Source organism: Streptomyces tauricus (genome assembly GCF_014650955.1).
Taxonomy (GTDB): Bacteria; Actinomycetota; Actinomycetes; order Streptomycetales; family Streptomycetaceae; genus Streptomyces; species Streptomyces tauricus.
Genome location: NZ_BMVY01000005.1, coordinates 154,252 through 173,438 on the forward strand (window position 1 = coordinate 154,252; position 19,187 = coordinate 173,438).

The 19,187-nt window shown below is 71.8% G+C and carries 17 protein-coding genes; 5 read left to right on the forward strand and 12 right to left on the reverse strand.

Features of this window, described 5'->3' with window-relative positions; translation table 11 throughout:
* Positions 1–4 precede the first annotated feature (4 nt).
* Positions 5–985 (reverse strand): alpha-ketoacid dehydrogenase subunit beta, encoded by a 981-nt coding sequence (locus IE278_RS11160; RefSeq protein WP_189771270.1) that lies wholly within the window; start codon positions 983–985, stop codon positions 5–7.
* Between the two features lie 2 nt (positions 986–987).
* Complete coding sequence (gene pdhA, locus IE278_RS11165; RefSeq protein ID WP_189771272.1) at positions 988–2,154, reverse strand: pyruvate dehydrogenase (acetyl-transferring) E1 component subunit alpha; 1,167 nt, start codon at positions 2,152–2,154, stop codon at positions 988–990.
* 408 nt (positions 2,155–2,562) lie between these two features.
* On the opposite strand from pdhA (IE278_RS11165), the gene IE278_RS11170 reads away from it, so the two are divergent.
* From IE278_RS11170 to IE278_RS11180, 3 genes are all read left to right on the forward strand, one after another.
* Positions 2,563–3,225, forward strand: a complete 663-nt coding sequence (locus tag IE278_RS11170) for a response regulator (RefSeq protein ID WP_189771274.1) — start codon at positions 2,563–2,565, stop codon at positions 3,223–3,225.
* Positions 3,226–3,324: 99 nt separating this feature from the next.
* Entirely contained in the window at positions 3,325–3,753 is a 429-nt protein-coding gene (locus IE278_RS11175; protein WP_189771276.1) for a pyridoxamine 5'-phosphate oxidase family protein, read from the forward strand.
* A gap of 45 nt (positions 3,754–3,798) precedes the next feature.
* Positions 3,799–4,824: a phosphotransferase gene (locus IE278_RS11180; protein WP_189771277.1), complete on the forward strand. Its 1,026-nt coding sequence runs from the start codon at positions 3,799–3,801 to the stop codon at positions 4,822–4,824.
* A 121-nt stretch (positions 4,825–4,945) separates the two neighbouring features.
* Here the strand turns inward: IE278_RS11180 and IE278_RS11185 are convergent, their stop codons facing one another.
* On the reverse strand, positions 4,946–6,502 hold the full coding sequence (locus IE278_RS11185; RefSeq protein WP_189771278.1) for a protein kinase domain-containing protein: 1,557 nt from the start codon (positions 6,500–6,502) through the stop codon (positions 4,946–4,948).
* Positions 6,503–6,855: 353 nt separating this feature from the next.
* Here IE278_RS11185 and IE278_RS11190 point away from each other — a divergent pair, with 353 nt between their 5' ends.
* Positions 6,856–8,526: a protein kinase domain-containing protein gene (locus IE278_RS11190; RefSeq protein WP_189771279.1), complete on the forward strand. Its 1,671-nt coding sequence runs from the start codon at positions 6,856–6,858 to the stop codon at positions 8,524–8,526.
* A gap of 137 nt (positions 8,527–8,663) precedes the next feature.
* Here the strand turns inward: IE278_RS11190 and IE278_RS11195 are convergent, their stop codons facing one another.
* Positions 8,664–9,206 carry a bacterial proteasome activator family protein gene (locus IE278_RS11195; protein ID WP_189771280.1) on the reverse strand — a complete coding sequence of 181 codons (543 nt, stop codon included), beginning with the start codon at positions 9,204–9,206 and terminating at the stop codon, positions 8,664–8,666.
* Positions 9,207–9,292: 86 nt separating this feature from the next.
* On the reverse strand, positions 9,293–9,868 hold the full coding sequence (locus tag IE278_RS11200) for a PadR family transcriptional regulator (protein WP_189771281.1): 576 nt from the start codon (positions 9,866–9,868) through the stop codon (positions 9,293–9,295).
* Between the two features lie 159 nt (positions 9,869–10,027).
* Between IE278_RS11200 and IE278_RS11205 the strand changes: the two genes are divergently transcribed.
* Complete coding sequence (locus IE278_RS11205; protein ID WP_189771282.1) at positions 10,028–10,426, forward strand: hypothetical protein; 399 nt, start codon at positions 10,028–10,030, stop codon at positions 10,424–10,426.
* 313 nt (positions 10,427–10,739) lie between these two features.
* Here IE278_RS11205 and IE278_RS11210 read toward each other — a convergent pair whose 3' ends face one another.
* The 7 genes from IE278_RS11210 to pdhA (IE278_RS11240) form a co-directional block, all read right to left on the reverse strand.
* On the reverse strand, positions 10,740–11,720 hold the full coding sequence (locus IE278_RS11210) for an NAD(P)H-quinone oxidoreductase (RefSeq protein ID WP_189771283.1): 981 nt from the start codon (positions 11,718–11,720) through the stop codon (positions 10,740–10,742).
* 58 nt (positions 11,721–11,778) lie between these two features.
* Positions 11,779–12,885, reverse strand: coding sequence for a potassium channel family protein (locus tag IE278_RS11215; RefSeq protein WP_189771284.1), 1,107 nt, complete (start codon positions 12,883–12,885; stop codon positions 11,779–11,781).
* A complete protein-coding gene (locus IE278_RS11220; protein WP_189771286.1) occupies positions 12,873–14,240 on the reverse strand; it encodes a molybdopterin molybdotransferase MoeA in 1,368 nt (455 codons plus the stop codon). Before IE278_RS11220 ends, IE278_RS11215 begins: the two co-directional genes overlap by 13 nt.
* On the reverse strand, positions 14,237–15,304 hold the full coding sequence (locus IE278_RS11225; RefSeq protein WP_189771289.1) for an NTP transferase domain-containing protein: 1,068 nt from the start codon (positions 15,302–15,304) through the stop codon (positions 14,237–14,239). The genes IE278_RS11220 and IE278_RS11225 overlap by 4 nt, the downstream gene beginning before the upstream one ends.
* A 100-nt stretch (positions 15,305–15,404) precedes the next feature.
* A complete protein-coding gene (locus IE278_RS11230) occupies positions 15,405–17,015 on the reverse strand; it encodes a dihydrolipoamide acetyltransferase family protein (RefSeq protein WP_189771291.1) in 1,611 nt (536 codons plus the stop codon).
* Positions 17,015–18,019 carry an alpha-ketoacid dehydrogenase subunit beta gene (locus IE278_RS11235; RefSeq protein ID WP_189771293.1) on the reverse strand — a complete coding sequence of 335 codons (1,005 nt, stop codon included), beginning with the start codon at positions 18,017–18,019 and terminating at the stop codon, positions 17,015–17,017. The genes IE278_RS11230 and IE278_RS11235 overlap by 1 nt, the downstream gene beginning before the upstream one ends.
* Positions 18,016–19,185, reverse strand: a complete 1,170-nt coding sequence (gene pdhA / locus IE278_RS11240; RefSeq protein WP_189771294.1) for a pyruvate dehydrogenase (acetyl-transferring) E1 component subunit alpha — start codon at positions 19,183–19,185, stop codon at positions 18,016–18,018. Before pdhA (IE278_RS11240) ends, IE278_RS11235 begins: the two co-directional genes overlap by 4 nt.
* Positions 19,186–19,187 lie beyond the last annotated feature (2 nt).

Genomic DNA, 19,187 nt, shown 5'->3' on the forward strand with positions numbered 1-19,187 from the left:
CTCCTCAGTACGCCAGCGAGCGGTCGACGGCGTCGAGCACCCGGTCCAGGCCCGGCAGGTACTCGTCCTCCAGGCGGGCCGGCGGATACGGGGCGTGATAGCCGCCGACCCGCAGCACCGGCGCCTCCAGGTGGTAGAAGCACCGCTCGGTGATCCGGGCCGCGATCTCCGCGCCCGTCCCCAGGAAGACCGGCGCCTCGTGCACCACGACCAGGTGGCGGGTCTTCTCGACCGAGGCCTGGACGGCGTCGAAGTCGATCGGGGACATCGACCGCAGGTCCAGCACTTCGAGGGACTTGCCCTCTTCCTCCGCTGCCGCCGCTGCCTCCTGGCAGACCTTCACCATCGGCCCGTACGCGGCCAGCGTCAGATCGGTGCCCTCGCGGACCACGCGCGCCTTGTGCAGCGGCCCGGGGATCGCCTCGCGGTTCACCTCGGACTTGTCCCAGTAGCGCCGCTTCGGCTCGAAGAAGATCACCGGGTCGTCGCTGTGGATGGCCTGCTGCATCATCCAGTAGGCGTCGCCCGCGTTCGACGGAGAGACCACCTTCAGGCCCGCCACGTGCGCGAAGAGCGCCTCGGGGGACTCGGAGTGGTGCTCGACCGCGCCGATGCCGCCGCCGTACGGAATGCGGATGACGACGGGGAGCTTGATCTTGCCGAGCGCCCGCGCGTGCATCTTCGCGAGCTGCGTGACGATCTGGTCGTACGCCGGGAAGACGAATCCGTCGAACTGGATCTCCACCACCGGGCGGTAGCCGCGCAGCGCGAGACCGATCGCGGTGCCGACGATGCCCGACTCGGCGAGCGGGGTGTCGATGACCCGCTCCTCGCCGAAGTCCTTCTGCAGTCCGTCCGTCACCCGGAACACGCCGCCGAGCTTGCCGACGTCCTCACCCATGATCAGGACCTTGGGGTCCGCGTCGAGGGCCGTGCGCAGCGATTCGTTGATCGCCTTGGCCAGCGCCATCTTTTCCGCTGTCATCGCTACTTGCCCTCCCCTTCATCGGCGAACGACGCCTGGTAGGCGGCGAACTGGGCCCGCTCCTCGTCGACGAGCGCGTGCCCGTCCGCGTACGCGTTCTCGAAGATGGCGAAGCGGTCCGGGTCCGGCATGGCGCGGACGACTTCGCGTACTCGTTTGCCCAACGCCTCGCTCTCGGCTTCGAGTTCCGCGAAGAATCCCTCGTCCGCGTGGTTTGAGGCCTCCAGGTACGTGCGCAGGCGAAGGATCGGGTCCTTCACCTCCCAGGCCTCGCGCTCCTCGTCGGCCCGGTACTTGGTCGGGTCGTCGGAGGTGGTGTGGGCGCCCATGCGGTACGTGAACGCCTCGACGAGGGTCGGCCCCTCGCCCCGGCGGGCCCGCTCCAGCGCCCACTTCGTGACGGCGAGGCAGGCGAGGACGTCGTTGCCGTCGACGCGGACGCCCGGGAAGCCGTACCCCTGCGCGCGCTGGTAGAGCGGGACGCGGGTCTGGCGCTCGGTGGGCTCGGAGATGGCCCACTGGTTGTTCTGGCAGAAGAACACGACGGGCGCGTTGTAGACCGCGGAGAAGGTGAACGATTCAGCGACGTCGCCCTGGCTGGAGGCGCCGTCCCCGAAGTACGCGATCACGGCCGAGTCGGCGCCGTCCTTGGCGATGCCCATGGCGTAGCCGGTGGCGTGCAGCGTCTGGGAGCCGATGACGATCGTGTACAGGTGGAAGTTGTTGCTGTTCGGGTCCCAGCCGCCGTTGTTCACGCCGCGGAACATGCCGAGCAGGTTGGCCGGGTCGACGCCGCGGCACCAGGCGACGCCGTGCTCGCGGTAGGTCGGGAAGACGTAGTCGTCCTCGCGGGTGGCCCGCCCGGAGCCGATCTGGGCGGCCTCCTGGCCGAGCAGCGAGGCCCACAGGCCCAGCTCGCCCTGGCGCTGCAGGGAGGTGGCCTCGGCGTCGAAGCGCCGGGTGAGCACCATGTCGCGGTAGAGCCCGCGCAGCTCTTCGGGGGTGATGTCCGCTACGTACGCGTCATATTCGCCATTCTTGACGCGCTTCCCCTCGGGGGTCAGCAGCTGTACGAGGTCCGGCTGGGCGCCCGGCGGCTTCTTCGCAGCGGTGCGCTTGGTACCGGCGCTGCGTCGCGGCTTGCGCGCGGCAGTGCTCTCCACGGTCACGTGTGCTCCTCCGTCGGTCCGGCCCCCGGGGTTGCCGGGAACTGGGGTTCCCCCCGCTCGTCGAGAGCCGGGGGAGCGGCTCGCCTGGTCCTCGTACCCGTGCACGGGGTGGGTGCCCTCGGCCGGGAACAGGCGTGACAGGTGCCCCGGCGAGCGCCCTGCAACAAGCACGTTACCCAGTGCTTCACATTTCTGTGAAACCCCTCCTGACCTGCGTTTTTGCTCGGAGTTCCAAGTACTTTTCACTCGGACTTCCAACTAAGTCGCACGCGTCGGGAACAGTCGCTGGTCACAGCACTGGTAACAGCCTGGCAGGGGGCCGGAACACCGGCACGTTATCCCGGTCACCCCGGGGACGGGAAGGGCTCGACTGGCGCAAGCGGAAAGATCGTGTGTGAGACTGGCTCCGTGCGCGAAGCGGGAAAAATCACTGTTTTTCTTCTCGACGACCATGAAGTGGTCCGCCGGGGAGTTCACGAGCTGCTCTCGATGGAGGACGACATCGAGGTGGTCGGCGAGGCCGGTACGGCCGCCGACGCGCTGGCGCGAATTCCGGCCACGCGCCCCGACGTCGCCGTCCTGGACGTCAGGCTGCCGGACGGCAGCGGAGTGGAGGTCTGCCGCGAGATCCGCTCCAAGGACGAGTCGATCAAGTGCCTGATGCTGACCTCCTACGCCGACGACGAGGCCCTCTTCGACGCGATCATGGCGGGCGCCTCGGGCTACGCGCTCAAGGCGATCCGCGGCGACGAACTGCTCTCGGCGATCCGTGACGTGGCGGCCGGCAAGTCGCTGCTCGACCCGGAGGCGACCGCCCGCGTCCTGGAGCGGCTGCGCGACGGCGGCAGCCCCAAGGGCGACGCCAGGCTCGCCAAGCTCACCGACCAGGAGCGCAAGATCCTCGACCTGATCGGTGAGGGGCTCACCAATCGCGTGATCGGCGAACGGCTGCATCTCGCCGAGAAGACGATCAAGAACTACGTCTCCAGCCTGCTGGCCAAACTCGGCATGGAGCGGCGCGCGCAGGCCGCCGCCTATGTGGCCCGGATGCAGGCGGGCCGTCAGCAGTGAGCTGAAGGGCCACACAGGGCGGGGAACGGGACCTACGGCCCGCGTGCGGGGGCCCGGCGCCCCTTCTCCCGGCCGCCCCGGATCCCGCAGATTGGGGGCATGCCGACCGACCAGCACATCGCCGCCGGCCTGCTCGGCCGCGTCGCGCACGGCCGGGTGGCGGCCAGCGTGCGCGCACTGCCCTTCCTGGCACCGGCCCGCCATATCGTCGTGGCCGACCGCCTCCTGCTGAGGATGCACAAGGGCCACGGCCACCACCGGGTGTGCGCGGGCAGTGTCGTCGCGTACGGCGCGGACAACCTCGCTTCCGCCCCCGTGGGCACGGAGAGGTGGTCCGTCCACATCGTCGGGTGGTGCGAGAGCGCCGAGCCGACCGACGCCCAGCTCGAACGCTTCGGCCCCGGCCCGCTGCGCGTGGACGGCAGCCCTTTCGAGGCCGTCTATCTGGAGATCGCCCCGAGTCTGGCCACCGTGCACTCCCTGGGCATCACCGCAAGCGCCACGCACCCGAACGAGCACAATAAGTAATGAGCACGATACGGAGGGTTCCTCCGGTGCCCTAACATCTGGCGCGTGCCGCGCTCAGTTGTCCCGCCCGCTCCCTCCCCCGTACCTCCGCTGGGCGCCCTGCTGCGCCGGTACGCCGCCGGGGCACCGCTGGCCTGCGAACCCGTCGACCAGGGGCTGCTCAACCGCGGCTACCGGCTCGCCACCACCCGGGGCCGGTACTTCCTCAAGCACCACTTCGACCCCGAGACGGCCGACCCCGCGGCGATCGCCCGCCAGCACCGCGCGACCCAGCGGCTCGCCGACCTGGGCGTCCCGGTGGCCCCGCCACTGACCGGGACGGACGGCCGCACGGTCGCCGTGATCGGCGGCCACGCGTACGCCCTGCACCCCTGGATCGACGGACGGCACCGCGGCGGCGCCCAGCTCACCCCCGAGCAGTGCCGCCGCCTCGGCGCCCTCCTGGGCGTCGTCCACGCGTCCCTGGAACGGGTGATGCCGCCACGGGAGTCCGAGGAACGCGCCGAGAGCGCCGACCCCGGGGACACCTTCGCGCTCATCGACGACCTGCTCGCGCGGGTACGCCGCCACCGCCCGGCCGACACCTTCGACGAACTGGCCCGCCACCGCCTCCTGGAGCGGCGCACCCTCCTGGAACGGCACGCGGACCGGCTGCCCCCGCGAGGCGGCTCGGTGGGCTGGGTGCACGGGGACTTCCACCCGTTCAACGTGCTCTACAAAGGAAGTGCCCCGGCCGCGATCGTCGACTGGGACCGGCTCGGCGTCCAGCCGCAGGCCGAGGAGGCGGTGCGCGCCGCCGTGATCTTCTTCGTACGCCCCGCCGGCACGCTCGACCTGACGAAGGTACGGGCCTACGCGCGCGCGTACCGCCGCTCCGCCCGGGCCACCCCGTCCGAACTGTCGGCCGCCGTGCACCGGGTGTGGTGGGAGCGTCTCAACGACTTCTGGATACTGCGCTGGCACTACGAACGCGGGGACACCCGGGCCGACCCGCAGTTCCCCGCGGCCTCCGCGCTGGCGGTGTGGTGGACACGGGAGTACGACGCGGTGTGCGAGGCGTTCGTGGGGTGAGGCTCCGTTCGTCCGGCCCCGGACAGACACGCGCGCGTGGAGCCGTTTTCGGGCTCCACGCGCGCGTGGGACGTTCGTGCGGTGCGCGGCGGCCGGCACCGGTGGTCCAGGGGCGGACGGATCAGCCCTCGGCGCCGGGCTCGCCGTTCGTGTTGCCACCGTCGTCCGCCGGTTCCGACTCCGTCGGCTCCTCCTCCGAAGGCGTCGGCTCCTCCTCCGTCTCCGAGGGCGTGGGGTCCTTGGTCGTGGGATCGGCCGAGGGCTTCGTCTCGGTGGGCGTGGGCGAGTAGCTCGGAGACGGCTCGTACGACGGCGTGTAGTCCGAGTTGCCGCCCGTGCTCGTGTCCTCGTCCGTCTGCTCGTCCGTCGGCTCGTCCGAGGTGTCCTCGCTCGGGGTGGTGTCCTTCTCGGTCTCCGAGGCGGTCGGCGTCGTCTTCGTGTCGCCCCCGCCGCCACCACCGCCGCCACCGCCGTTCATCGCCAGTGCCACTCCCGCCGCGATCGCTATCACCGCGAAGACGGCGAGGATCCACAGCTTGCCGCGGCCACTGCCGTGGTTGCCGTGACCCTCGAAGCCGCCGTCGTCGCCTCCGCCCCGGCCCGGGGGCAGGAGCGGTGAGGGGATCTGGGCGGTGCCCGAGTCACCGGGGTGCGGCAGCCCGGCCGCGCCCGCGAGGCCCAGCGCCGGAGTGCTCATGCCCTCGTGCGCGGTCACCGGGCCGGTGTTCCAGGTGCCGGTGTGGCCGCCCTGGTCGTACAGCATCTGCAGCCCGTACTGGACGAGTCCGCGCATCTCCTCGGCGGTCTGGAACCGGTCGTCCGGCTCCTTCGCGAGGGAGCGCATGACCAGGCCGTCGAGCTCCGGCGGCACCGCGTCCGAGACCTCGGACGGGGGCACCGGAATGTCCTGGACGTGCTGGTAGACCACCGACAGCGGCGTCTCGCCGGTGAACGGGGGCCGCAGCGCGAGGAGTTCGTAGAGCAGACAGCCCGTCGCGTACAGGTCGCTGCGGTGGTCGACCGCCTTGCCGAGCGCCTGCTCCGGAGACAGGTACTGGGGCGTGCCCATGACCATGCCGGTCTGGGTCATCGTCGACTGGGCGCCGTGCAGGGCGCGCGCGATGCCGAAGTCCATCACCTTCACCGCACCGGTGTCCGTGATGATCACGTTCGCGGGCTTGATGTCCCGGTGGACGATGCCGTGCTGGTGCGAGTAGGCGAGCGCTTCGAGCACACCGGAGACGATGATCAGCGCCTGCTCGGGCCCCGGGGCCTCGGCGTTGATCAGAAGGTCGCGGATCGTACGACCCTCGACCAGCTCCATCACGATGTACGGGACGACCTGGTGGGGGAGGACGTCCTCGCCCGAGTCGTACACCGCCACCACCGCATGGTGGTTGAGGCCCGCGACCGACTGGGCCTCGCGTGTGAAGCGGGCCTTCGAGACCGGGTCCTCGGCCAGGTCGGAACGGAGCAGCTTGACCGCCACGGTCCGCCCCAGCCGGACATCCTCGGCCGCGAACACCTCGGCCATACCACCCCGGCCGAGTCTGTGGGTGAGCCGATACCGGCCGTCCCCGACCAGTCCGCCGTTACCCCACAACTCCGGCGCATCTGACATACCGCCGCCAGTCGCCTCGGGGTCGGACGGGCCCTGAGCGCGCTGCTGCTGTGCCATCGGTCCTCGCCGTCGTTTCTGTCCGCACCGGTCGACGTAGTACGCGCGGTGGTTGTTACGGTCTCCGTCGGGCCACGCTACAGCCTCCACGCGAAACGCCGGTCCGTGATGGACCCGCTCGCGGAACCCGCGGCCGGTCCGCGGGTGCACATTGTGTGTACCGGCGGTACAGCACCTGTAACGCTTCCGCGACTCTTCTTTCGCGTACGGTCACGGAACGGGCACCGAGCTTGACGTGTCAGTGCCCTCCGGCAGACTTGGCCGGAATAACACCAGAGATCACCGGCCGCGGGAGCCACACCAGTCAACTTTCGCCCGCGTGACGGCGCACTGCCGATGGGGGACGCAGAAAGATGAGCGAGGACGGCGCACACGGCCGGTACGTGGGGCGATCGGTCGCCGGCGGGCGCTACCAGCTGCGCGACCTGCTCGGCGAGGGCGGCATGGCATCGGTGCACCTCGCCTACGACTCGGTGCTCGACCGGCAGGTCGCGATCAAGACACTGCACACCGATCTCGGCCGCGAGCAGGCCTTCCGCGAGCGTTTCCGCCGCGAGGCCCAGTCGGTGGCCAAGCTCACGCACACGAACATCGTCTCGGTCTTCGACACCGGCGAGGACACGCAGCTCGACGGCGGCTCCGGGGCGCCGACCCCGTACATCGTCATGGAGTACGTGGAGGGCCGGCCGCTCGGCTCGGTCCTCGACCAGGACGTCGCGCAGTACGGCGCCATGCCCGTCGACAAGGCGCTGAAGATCACAGCGGATGTGCTGGCCGCTCTGGAGATCAGCCACGAGATGGGGCTGGTCCACCGCGACATCAAGCCGGGCAACGTCATGATGACGAAGCGCGGTGTGGTCAAGGTGATGGACTTCGGCATCGCCCGAGCCATGCAGTCCGGTGTGACCTCGATGACCCAGACCGGCATGGTCGTCGGCACTCCGCAGTACCTCTCCCCCGAGCAGGCCCTCGGCCGCGGTGTCGACGCCCGCTCCGACCTGTACTCGGTCGGTATCATGCTCTTCCAACTGGTCACCGGGCGCCTGCCGTTCGACGCGGACTCGCCGCTGGCCATCGCGTACGCGCACGTCCAGGAGACGCCCGTCGCGGCCTCCTCGGTCAACCGCTCGCTGCCGCCGGCCGTGGACGCGCTGATCGCCCGCGCGCTGAAGAAGAACCCGAACGAGCGTTTCGTCAACGCCGAGTCGATGCGTGACGAGTGCCTGCGCGTGGCCCAGTCCGTCCAGGCCGTGCCCCCGAGCATCGTGCCGGGCGTGCAGACGTCCAGCGGAGCCGGTGTGGCCTCGGCGGTGTTCCCGCCGGTCGACCATTCCGCGCAGGCGCCGCAGGGCAACGTACAGACGCCGTACCAGCCGGGCTCCTACGGACCGCCGACGCCCGCGCCGACCCCGGCACCGAATCCCGCGCACGCCCCCACCCCCTCGTACGGCTATCCGTCGCAGGGGGGCTACCAGCCGACGCCCCAGACCTCCGCGTACGCCCCGCAGCAGGGTCTGACGACCCCGCCGCCGTACACGATGTCGCCCCAGTCCGCGGGCGCACCCGGCGGCGGCCGCAAGAGCAACATGCCGGTGATCGTGGGCTCGATCGTCGTCGCGCTCCTCGCCGTCGGCGGGCTGATCGCCGCTCTGACGATGGGCGGCGGGGACGACGACAAGAAGACGGACGCCGCCAACAGCGCGCGTGCCTCGGCTTCCGAGGAGGTGTCGGGGCACAAGGGCCCCGACACCACGAAGAAGATCGACGCGACCGAGTGCACCGAGCCCGACGAGTCGTACAACGACGAGGACAAGATCAAGGTCCCGGACTTCAAGTTCAAGAACATCGAGTCCGTGAAGGCGTGCTTCCAGGCGGCGGGCTGGCAGTACGAGACCAAGACGGTGGACGAGAACGCCTACGGCGAGGGCACGGTCATGACCCAGATCCCCGAGGCTGAGTCGGACGTCGACCCCAAGAGCATGCCCAAGATCCAGCTCTATGTGTCGACGGGCAACCCCGCCTGATCCGTCCCCTCGCGAGGCAGCGAGACAGCGAGGCAGCGTGAGAAGGCATGAAAGGGGCCCGGCATCTCTGCCGGGCCCCTTTTCACCTGCCCAAATGACCTATGCCCACATGACCTATGACCGCATGACCGCTCGGCCTACAGGTACGGACCGCCCGAACGGCCGCCCGCCCGCGGGTCCACGAGCTCTTCCTCGCCGCCCGCACCCGGCGGCAACGCCCGGCGCATCTGCTCCAACTGGGCCCTGGCCGCCATCTGCTGGGCGAACAGGGTGGTCTGGATCCCGTGGAAGAGACCCTCCAGCCAGCCCACCAACTGAGCCTGCGCGATCCGCAGTTCGGCGTCGGAAGGGATACCGTCGTCCGTGAACGGCAGGGAGAGCCGCTCCAGTTCATCGACGAGGTCGGGAGCGAGCCCGTCCTCCAGCTCCTTCACCGAGCTGGCGTGGATCTCCTTGAGCCGTACCCGGCTCGCCTCGTCCAAGGGTGCCGCACGCACCTCCTCCAGCAGCTGCTTGATCATGCTCCCGATGCGCATGACCTTGGCCGGCTGTTCCACCATCTCCGTCACCGGGACCTCACGGGAGTCCTCGTCTCCACCGCCGCCGAGAGCCATCCCGTCCTGGCCTACGACCAGGATCTGGGGGTTCTCCGGCGACCTCTCGTTCCTCGGCATCTCCATGCCGCCATTCTCTCGCACTCACACACGTCACCAGCGTGGTGCCCCCTCCAGAGCGTGATCCACCCTGTACGAACGGGCGCTCCGCGTCAGGCGGGCGGTGCCGGCGGGGGCGGCGGCTCCGTGGCGGCCGCCTCCGCGAGTCGCAGCAGCCGGGCCTCGCAGTGGTCCAGCCAGCGGATCTCGGCCTCCGCACGGAAGATCAGATGCTCCAGGACGAACAGCCGGGCCACCTCGTCCCGGTGCGCGGGCGCCTCCGCCAGGGCCCGGGCCCTGAGCCGGGTGTACGTGTGCATGGCCTCCGAGAGATACCGCCGCTGCCCCTCCACGATCGCCCGGATGTCGGCCCCCGGCGCCCCGACCGCCACGGCCAGCTTGATCGCCAGTTCGTCGCGCGGCAGGTTCGAGCGCTCCACGGGACGGAGGAACCAGGACCGCAGCTCGGCCCGCCCGGCGTCCGTCAGCGCGTACAGCACGTGTCCCGCCTCGTCCGCGCCCTGCTGTACGACCAGGCCGTCCCGTTCCAGCCGGGCGAGGGTCGTGTAGACCTGGCCGATGTTCAGCGGCCAGGTCGAGCCGGTGCGCGCCTCGAACTCGGTGCGCAGCCGTGAGCCGTAGCGGGGACCGCGCTCCAGGAGCGCCAGCAGGCCATGGCGTATCGACATACCGGATCTGTACCCCGTACACCTGTGCCCGCCACGGCTGTCACCGAGTGTGACCGGGCGTCCGGTCTCCGGATGCCGGTGCGGACACCCCGTGTGAGGCTGAAGCCGCTGATCTTGGATCCTCCGTACCGTCCTCCGTACCGGGAGGGGGTCACCGACGTGACTCCATGGCTTCGCACCCTTCGCGTGACCGGCCTGCTGCTGCCTCTGCTGGCGGGCCCCGCGTTCACGCCGTACGCCGCCGCGTACGAGCCCGTCCCCGCCCCCGCCGAGTCACGGGCCGGCAGCCGCGCGGGAGAGGGCCGCGAGCGGCCCGGGCGGGAGGCGCCGCCGACTCACCCGGACAGCGCAGAGACCCAGGAGGCTTCGATCGCACCCGAAGCCCCCCTCAACACCGCTCCGCCATCCGCCCGCCCCCTCGACGCCCACGAGGCGGCCGACCGCCCGGTACACCCCCCGGAACCGGCCCTCAAGGTCCTCCCCCTGGGCACAGGCCTGGTCCTCATCGGCCTGGGCCTGGGCCTGGCATTCCTGTCCCTGAAAACCCGCAGACCCTGAGGCTCCTAGACCCGCGAAGAACACCGCAACACGCCCCCGCCGTCCGGGGACACGGAGAACGGCGCACACACGACCCACCGCCTTCAGGGGCGCGGGGAACGGCGCAAAAGAACGCCTCTATCCGGGACGCCAGGCAACCACACACACGCCCCACCGCTTTTAGGGGCGCGGGGAACGGCGCAAAGGACGCCTCTATCCGGAGCGCCAGGCAACCGCAGCCACACGCCCCACCGCCTTCAGGGGCGCGGGGAACGGCGCAACAAGCCCTCACGGGCCGCACCCGACAACGCGCCCCCGCCCCCGGCCCCCGGCCTCAGGGAAGCGTGAGCAACACCTTCCCGATATGGCTGCTCTCCTCCAACACCCGATGCGCCGCCCCGGCCTCCCGCATCGGCAGCTCCTGATGAACGATCGGCCGCACATGCCCACCCGCGATCAACGGCCACACATGCTCCCGTACGGCCGCGACGATCGCCGCCTTCTCCCCACCGGGCCGAGCCCGAAGCGAGGTCGCGGTCACCGCCCCCCGCTTACCGAGCAGCGCCCCGATGTTCAGCTCCCCCTTGGCCCCGCCCTGCATCCCGATGATCGCGAGACGCCCGTTGGCGGCCAGAGCGGTGACATTGCGGTCGAGATACTTCGCACCCATGTTGTCGAGGATCACGTCGGCCCCCGCCCCGCCGGTAGCCGCCTTGATCTCCTCGACGAAGTCCTGCTCGCGGTAGTTGATGAGCACGTCCGCACCCAGTTCCGCGCAGAAGTCCAGCTTCGCCTTGCTGCCGGCGGTGACGGCGACCTTCGCCCCGACGGCCTTGGCCAGCTGGATCGCCATCGTGCCGATCCCGCTCGATCCGCCGTGCACCAGCAGCGTCTCGCCGGGGCGCAGGTGGGAGATCATGAAGACGTTGGACCACACCGTGCAGGACACCTCGGGCAGCGCGGCCGCCTTGTCGAGGTCGACGCCCTCGGGCACGGGCAGCAGCTGCCCGGCCGGGACGACCACCTTCTCGGCGTACCCGCCGCCCGCGAGCAGCGCGCACACCTCGTCCCCCACGTTCCACCCCGAGGTACCGGGCCCGAGCGCGGCCACCCGCCCGGAGCATTCGAGCCCGGGGTACGGGGACGCGCCGGGCGGTGGGTCGTAGAAGCCCTGCCGCTGCAGCAGATCCGCGCGGTTGACCGCGCTCGCCACCACCTCGACCAGCACTTCGCCCTCGCCGGGCACGGGGTCCGGGACCTCGTCCCACACCAGCGCCTCGGGCCCACCAGGTTCAGGAATCGTGATCGCTCGCATGCGGGCGAGGCTACTCCCGACAGCCCGTCACGTGGTGATTCAGCCCGCCGCGTGGGGTTCAGTCCTGCGGCAGCGGCCTCATGTCCGGTGCGATCTGGCTGTGCGCGCTGACCCGCACGATGGTGATCAGGCGGTCCGTCAACTGCAGCTTCCCGATGGCCGGATCGTCGTAGCCGAGCACCCGATGCCCCCGTACGACACTCACCACCAGGTCCTCGATCTCGCGTACCCCCTTGCCGACCTCGGCCTTTATGACAGGTCGCTCGGTCATGTCGAGCCCGCTGCCCTGCTGGATGAGGTCCTCCATGACCATGCCCGCGCTGGGGCTGAGCACGGAGAGGCCGAGAAGGCGGCCGGCGGCGCTCGCGCTGGTGATGACGGCGTCGGCGCCGGACTGCTTCAGCAGGGGCGCGTTCTCCTCCTCCCGCACGGCGGCCACGATCTTCGCCTTGCGGTTGAGCTGCCGGGCCGTCAGCGTGACGAGCACGGCGGTGTCGTCGCGCTGCGTCGCGATGATGATCTGGCGGGCCCGCTGCACCTCGGCCCGGATCAGTACGTCACTGCGCGTGGCATCGCCGACCACCCCCGCGTACCCGTCCGCCGTCGCCGCGTCGATCACCTTGGAGCTGGGGTCGACGACCACGACCTGCTCCTTCTTCAGCCCGGTCGCGCACACGGTCTGGATCGCCGAGCGGCCCTTCGTGCCGAACCCGATGACAACGGTGTGCTCCCGCAAGGCGGTCCTCCAGCGGTTCAGTCGCCACTCCTCACGAGTCCGTTCGGTGAGGACTTCGAGAGTGGTGCCGACCAGGATGATCAGGAAGAGCACGCGCAGAGGCGTGATCAGGAAGATGTTGGTGAGACGGGCGCCGTCACTGACCGGGGTGATGTCGCCGTATCCGGTGGTGGAGAGCGTGACGGTCGCGTAGTAGAAGGCGTCGAGCAGATCGACCGACTTGTCGGAGTTGTCGGTGTAGCCGTCGCGGTCGAGATAGACGATGAAGGCCGTGCCGACCAGGACCAGCAGCGCCATGAGGACGCGTTTGGTGACCTGGAGGATGGGGCGTTCCACCCGCTGGCGGGGCAGCTTCACCCGGTGGGTGACAAGGCGTTCGTCCGCCTGGCGCGCGATCGCGTCGTGGCCCGGAAGTTTCACGTGAAACACACCTCGATCCCGGCCATGGCCCAGGGCAGGTCGAGGATCTCAAGTTCCTGACCCGCCCGCGCACCGCCCGGCGGCACGACCGCGAGCGCGTCGGCCACGGCGATACCCCGCAGCATGGCCGGCCCGTTGTAGTGCAGCGGCACGGCCCGGTCCCCGCGCAGCACGACAGGGATCAGCCGGGTGTCGTACGGGTGGCCGTGCACGCGGTCCTGAAGGGGCAGCGTGTACGACTCCGGGGCCCCGCGGCCCGCGAGGGTACGCAGCAAGGGCTCGGCGAGCGTGAGGAGGCCGGAGACGGCGGCGAGCGGATTGCCCGGCAGCCCGACGAGGTGCTGGTTCTCCTTGAGGCGCGCCAGCAGCATCGGGTGGCCGGGGCGCACCTCGACGCCGTCCACCAGGAGTTCGGCGCCGAGACGGCGCAGGATCGGGTGGACGTGGTCCACGGGACCTGCGGCGGTGCCCCCGGTCGTGACGATCAGGTCCGCGTCGGAGTTCTTGAGGGCCTTGCGCAGGGCTTCGGCGTCGTCGCCGAGCCGGCGCACCGCGATGACCTCCGCGCCGAGCGCGCGCAGCCAGGGCGGCAGCATCGGGCCGAGCGCGTCCCGGATCAGCCCGTCGTGCGGCAGTCCCTCGGTGAGCAACTCGTCGCCGAGGACCAGGACTTCCGCGCGCGGCCGGGGGAGGGCGGCGACGGTGTCGTACCCGGCGGCGGCCGCGAGCCCGAGCACGGCCGGGGTGACCAGCGTGCCGGGCGGCAGCAGAGGGTCGCCGGAGCGGCACTCCTGGCCGCGGGGCCGGATGTCCTGCCCGTGCACGACGTCCCGTGTCGCGTACAGCCGCTCCTTCTCGTCGGTGCGGCCGTGCTCACTGCGGATCACGGCGGAGGCGTCCTGGGGGATCCGGGCGCCGGTGGCGATCCGGACCGCCTCGCCGTCGGTGAGCCGCTGGGGCTCGTTCTGACCCGCGAGCACTCCCTCGGCCCGCACGTCCCACGGGCCGGGACCGGCGACCGCCCAGCCGTCCATCGCGGACGTGTCGAAGGACGGGAGGTCCGAGAGCGCGGCGAGCGGGGCGGCGAGGACGAGGCCCAGCGCGGCGTCCAGTGTGACGGAGACGGAGGTGTCCGGGCGGCGAGGGGCCCGCCCGGCGAGGGCGCGGGCCCGCTGCCAGGGCGTGGCGGTGTGGTGCTCGGCCGGGTCCTTGCCGCTCCCGGTCCCCGGGGCCGGTGCGGGCACCGGACGGGAAGGTCCGGTGGATCCGGAGTCGTCGGCCACCGGGGCACCGCCTTCCTTGACCAGGGCCAGGGCCTCCTCGACGTCGAAGTCGACCTCCTCGTACTGCCCCGAGGCGGTCATCCGGCATCCGGGCGGGCGTCACCGGAGGGGCGGGCGCCACCGGCCGGACGTGGCGGAGTCGCCGTGGCGCCGGAGTCGGCGGGGGCGTCAGCGGTGGCAGGGTCGGTGGAGGTGGTGTCAGCGGGGGCGGGGGCGTCGGATTGGGCCTCCGCCGCCCAGCGCAGCGCCAGCGCCGTCGCCTTGCGGGCGGCCTCCGCGACCGCTTCGGGGCCTCCCCCGGCCCGGCCCGCCGCGTATCCGACGAGGAACGTCGTCAGCGGTGCAGCCGGACGGGCCACACCGTGGGCCGCGTCGCGGGCGAGGTCGAGCAGGAGGCCGGTGTCGACCTCCAGATCGATGCCCAGTTCGTCCTTGGCTGCGGTAATCCATTCATCCAACACGTGCCCATGCTCCCTGATACGTGCCCGGGCGGCGGCGATGTCGTCCCAGGTGTCGCAGTCGAAGGACGCGACGGGGTCGGTGATACGGGTCAGTTCGAGCGCGCCGGTGAGCCGTCGCAGCGGCAGACCGGCCAGTTCGCCGTGCGCGGCGCGCAGAGCCGCCAGCTCGCGCAGCAGCGCCGAGCGGCGGTACGCGGCCACGAGGGGCTGGTCGCGGCCGTCCGGGTCGGTGAGCAACACGCCCTCGACGCCGCTCTCATGGCTGTCATGACTCCCACGACCCTCGTGAAGGGCGGTCAGCAGCCTGCGTACCGTCTCCCGGTCCAGGAACGGCAGGTCGGCGGAGAGCACGACGACGTACTCGGCGGTGGTGTGCCGCAAGCCGGCGTCCAGCGCGGCGAGCGGGCCCCCGCCCGGAGGGTCCTCACGCGCCCACTCCACGGGGCGCGCGGTGGGCCGGGGCTCCGCGACGACCACGGTGACGGCCGCGCCGGAGCAGGCGGCAAGGACTCGGTCGAGCAGGGCCCGACCGCCCACGCGGACGCCCGGTTTGTCCGCGCCGCCGAGTCGGCGGGCGGCGCCCCCGGCGAGTACGACGGCGTCATGGCCGTCCGTACCGAGTGCGCCGGAGGAACCGAACGCGGCGGGGGAACCGGGTGCGCTGGGTGGCTCGAACGCGGTCACCCCACGAGTATGGGTGCCCGGTGGATCATTTCCACCCCCGCGCACAGCATGTGGACGGGGGTGGCGACGGACGGCCACGGGCTCCACGCGGCCGAGGGGGTCACAAGGTCCGCAGCAGCACCGCCGGTTGTTCCACGCAGTCCGCCACATACCGCAGGAAACCGCCCGCCGTTCCGCCGTCGCACACCCGGTGGTCGAAGGTGAGCGAGAGCTGGACGACCTGCCGCACCGCCAGCTCGCCCTCGTGCACCCAGGGCTTGGGGACGATCCGGCCGACGCCGAGCATGGCCGCCTCGGGGTGGTTGATGATCGGGGTCGAGCCGTCGACGCCGAACACCCCGTAGTTGTTCAGCGTGAAGGTCCCGCCGGTGAGGTCCGCCGGGGTGAGCGTCCCGGTCCTGGCCGCCTCGGTGAGCCGGGCGAACTCCGCGCTCAGCGACTCCGCGTCCCGGGTGTGCGCCCCCTTCACCACCGGTACGACGAGTCCGCGCTCGGTCTGCGCGGCGAACCCGAGGTGCACCTCGTCGAGCCGTACGACCTCGCGCGCTTCCATGTCGACGGTCGAGTTGAGCTCGGGGAACCGGGCCAGCGCGGCGGTGCAGATACGGGCGAGGAGCGCGAGGAGGGAGATCTTCGGCCCGCCCGCGCCGTTCATCGCCGCCCGCGCGTGCATCAGTTCCGTCGCGTCGGCGTCCACCCAGCAGGTCGCGTCGGGGATCTCGCGCCGACTCCGCGAGAGCTTGTCGGCGACGGCACCGCGGATGCCCTTGAGGGGGACGCGGGTACCCGCGCGGGGGGCAGCGGTGCCGGACGCGCGCGGGGCGGCCGGTACGGGTGCTGCCGCCGGGCTCTGCTCCGGCCGCGCGACGGCCGGGGCGGACGCGCCGACCCGCACGGCGTGCTCCACGTCCGCACGCATGATCAGCCCGTCGGGTCCCGACCCGGCCAGCGCCCGCAGATCGACCCCGTTCTCCCGGGCCAGCCGCCGCACGAGCGGAGAGATGACCGCCACGGGGCCGTCGGCCCGGGGGCCGACATCGATATTCGCCTCGGAGGCGGGCAAGCCCTCGGCCGAGGCTGCGGGCAAGCCGCCGACCGAGGCTGCGGACGAGACGGCGGGTGGGCCGCCGGGTGAGTCTGCGGGCGAATCGGCGGGCGTGATGCCGGCCGAGGTGCCGAGGGAGCCGTCGGGCGAAGCGGCGGGCGCGGTCGCACCGGCCCGGTTCGCGACAGGCCGGGCCGCACCGGGCCGGTCCGTGCCGGGCCGGTCCGTGCCGGGCGCGGGCGCGGGCGCGGGCGGCCGTACCCTGCGGCGCCGCGCCGGAGGCGCCTGCGTGCCGTAGCCCACGAGCACGTTCCCGGAGCCCTCGTCCTCGCCGCTGGTGGCTGACGCACCGGCCGCCGGGGCGTCGAAGGCGGACGCGTCGAGGCCCGCCGCCCCGAATCCCGGCGTGCCGGAAGCAGGCGCTCCCACCGCGACCGTCAGCAGCGGGGAGCCCACGGGCAGTTCGGTGCCCTCCTCGCCGTAGCGGGCCGTGACCACGCCGCCGTACGGGCAGGGGACCTCGACCATCGCCTTGGCCGTCTCGACCTCCACGACGGGCTGGTCGACGGCGACGACATCGCCGACCTGGACGAGCCAGCGGACGATCTCGGCCTCGGTGAGCCCCTCACCGAGGTCGGGCAGCTTGAACTCCAAGACCTGGGCCATCAGCTCTGTGCCTCCCACTGCAGCCGGGCCACCGCGTCCAGGATCCGGTCGACGCCGGGCAGATGGTGCCGCTCCAGCATCGGCGGCGGATACGGGATGTCGAACCCGGACACGCGCAGCACCGGCGCCTCCAGGTGGTGGAAGCACCGCTCGGTGACCCGCGCGGCGATCTCCCCGCCGGGCCCGCCGTAGCCGCCCGACTCGTGCACCACGACGGCCCGGCCGGTGCGGCGCACGGACGCGGCGACCGTCTCGTCGTCGAAGGGCACCAGGGAGCGCAGGTCGACGACCTCCAGGTCCCAGCCCTCGGCCCGCGCCGCGTCCGCGGCCTCCAGGCAGACGGGCACGGACGGCCCGTACGTGATGAGCGTGGCGCTGCGGCCCGGTCGGCGGACCACCGCGCGGCCGATCGGCTCCACGGGCTGCGGCTCGTCGGGGTTCCAGGAGTCCTTGGACCAGTACAGCCGCTTGGGCTCCAGGAAGACGACCGGGTCGTCGGAGGCGATGGCCTCGCGCAGCAGCCCGTACGCGTCGGCGACCGTCGCGGGCGTCACGACGTACAGCCCCGGAGTCGCCATGTAGTACGCCTCGGAGGAGTCGCTGTGGTGCTCCACCCCGCCGATGCCGCCGCCGTAGGGCACGCGCACGGTCAGGGGCAGCGGCATCGCCCCGCGGGTGCGGTTGCGCATCTTCGCCACGTGCGAGATCAGCTGCTCGAAGGCCGGGTACGCGAAGGCGTCGAACTGCATCTCCACGACCGGCCTGAGCCCGTACATGGCCATGCCGACCGCCGTGCCGAGGATGCCCGCCTCGGCCAGCGGTGTGTCGGTGACGCGGTCCTCGCCGAACTCCTTCGCGAGGCCGTCGGTGACACGGAAGACACCGCCGAGGGTGCCGACGTCCTCGCCCATCACATGGACGGTGGGGTCGTCGGTCATGGCGTCGCGCAGGGCCCGTCCGAGGGCCTGCGCCATGGTGGCCGGTTTCACCGCGACGGTGGTCATCGCGTGTTTCCTTCCGGGTCGTGCTCGTCGTCGTCCTCGTGGTGGCGCGCCTCGGCGTCCAGCTCGGCGCGCAGCTGCGCCTCCTGCTCCAGGAGATGCGTGGTGGGCCGGGCGTAGACATGCGCGAACAGGTCCATGGGGTCGAGGACCGGGTCCTGGTTCATGCGCTCGCGCAGGTCCGCGGCCATCACCTCGGCGTCCTCGCGCACGGCCCGTACACCGTCCTCGTCGAGCAGTCCGCGCTCGGTGAGCTCGTGCTCCATGAGGGCGATCGGGTCGTGCGCCCGCCAGGCCTCGACCTCCGCGTCCTCGCGGTAGCGCTTGTCGTCGTCCGCGTTCGTGTGCGCCTCCATGCGGTACGTCACCGCCTCCACGAGCGTCGGGCCGAGACCCGCGCGCGCGTGGGCGATCGCCTCGCCGAGGACCTCGTGCACGGCGGCGGCGTCGTTCCCGTCGACCAGCCGGCCCGGCATTCCGTACCCGACGGCCTTGTGGGCCAGTGAGGGGGCGGCGGTCTGCTTGGCGAGCGGGACGGAGATGGCGAAGCCGTTGTTCTGCACCAGGAAGACCACCGGGGCCTGCCAGACGGCCGCGAAGTTCAGTGCCTCGTGGAAGTCGCCCTCGCTGGTGCCGCCGTCGCCGACCAGCGCGAGCGCGACCACGTCGTCGCCCTTGAGGCGGGCCGCGTGCGCGAGGCCCACGGCGTGCGGGAGCTGGGTGGCCAGGGGGGTGCACAGGGGGGCGATGCGGTGCTCGTGCGGGTCGTAGCCGGTGTGCCGGTCGCCGCGCAGGAGTGTCAGCGCCTGGACGGGGTCGAGGCCCCTGGCGACCGCCGCGAGGGTGTCGCGGTAGCTGGGGAAGAGCCAGTCGCGCTCCTCGAGGACGAGCGCGGCGGCGACCTCGCAGGCCTCCTGGCCGGTGGAGGAGGGGTAGACCGCGAGACGGCCCTGCTTGGTGAGGGCGGTGGCCTGGGCGTTGTACCGGCGGCCACGGACCAGCTCCGCGTACAGCCTGCGCAGCAGGTCCGGGTCGACCCGATCGGCCGCCCGGGTGCCGAGGACGCGGTGGGGCAGCGCGTCGGGCAGCAGCGGCGCGGGGTCGGTACGTGGCTGCCAGGCGGGCGGGGGCGTCGGCCGGTATGCGCCTCGTTGCTCCATGACCGTCATGT

Excerpts from the sequence above, each read along its gene's own strand:
- IE278_RS11160 (WP_189771270.1), bottom strand. The coding sequence starts at position 985 with ATGACAGCGGAAAAGATGGCGCTGGCCAAGGCGATCAACGAATCGCTG.
- IE278_RS11175 (WP_189771276.1), top strand. The coding sequence starts at position 3,325 with ATGCCGACCGACCAGCACATCGCCGCCGGCCTGCTCGGCCGCGTCGCG.
- IE278_RS11185 (WP_189771278.1), bottom strand. The coding sequence starts at position 6,502 with ATGGCACAGCAGCAGCGCGCTCAGGGCCCGTCCGACCCCGAGGCGACT.
- IE278_RS11190 (WP_189771279.1), top strand. The coding sequence starts at position 6,856 with ATGAGCGAGGACGGCGCACACGGCCGGTACGTGGGGCGATCGGTCGCC.
- IE278_RS11195 (WP_189771280.1), bottom strand. The coding sequence starts at position 9,206 with ATGGAGATGCCGAGGAACGAGAGGTCGCCGGAGAACCCCCAGATCCTG.
- IE278_RS11200 (WP_189771281.1), bottom strand. The coding sequence starts at position 9,868 with ATGTCGATACGCCATGGCCTGCTGGCGCTCCTGGAGCGCGGTCCCCGC.
- IE278_RS11210 (WP_189771283.1), bottom strand. The coding sequence starts at position 11,720 with ATGCGAGCGATCACGATTCCTGAACCTGGTGGGCCCGAGGCGCTGGTG.
- IE278_RS11220 (WP_189771286.1), bottom strand. The coding sequence starts at position 14,240 with ATGACCGCCTCGGGGCAGTACGAGGAGGTCGACTTCGACGTCGAGGAG.
- IE278_RS11230 (WP_189771291.1), bottom strand. The coding sequence starts at position 17,015 with ATGGCCCAGGTCTTGGAGTTCAAGCTGCCCGACCTCGGTGAGGGGCTC.
- IE278_RS11235 (WP_189771293.1), bottom strand. The coding sequence starts at position 18,019 with ATGACCACCGTCGCGGTGAAACCGGCCACCATGGCGCAGGCCCTCGGA.
- pdhA (WP_189771294.1), bottom strand. The coding sequence starts at position 19,185 with ATGACGGTCATGGAGCAACGAGGCGCATACCGGCCGACGCCCCCGCCC.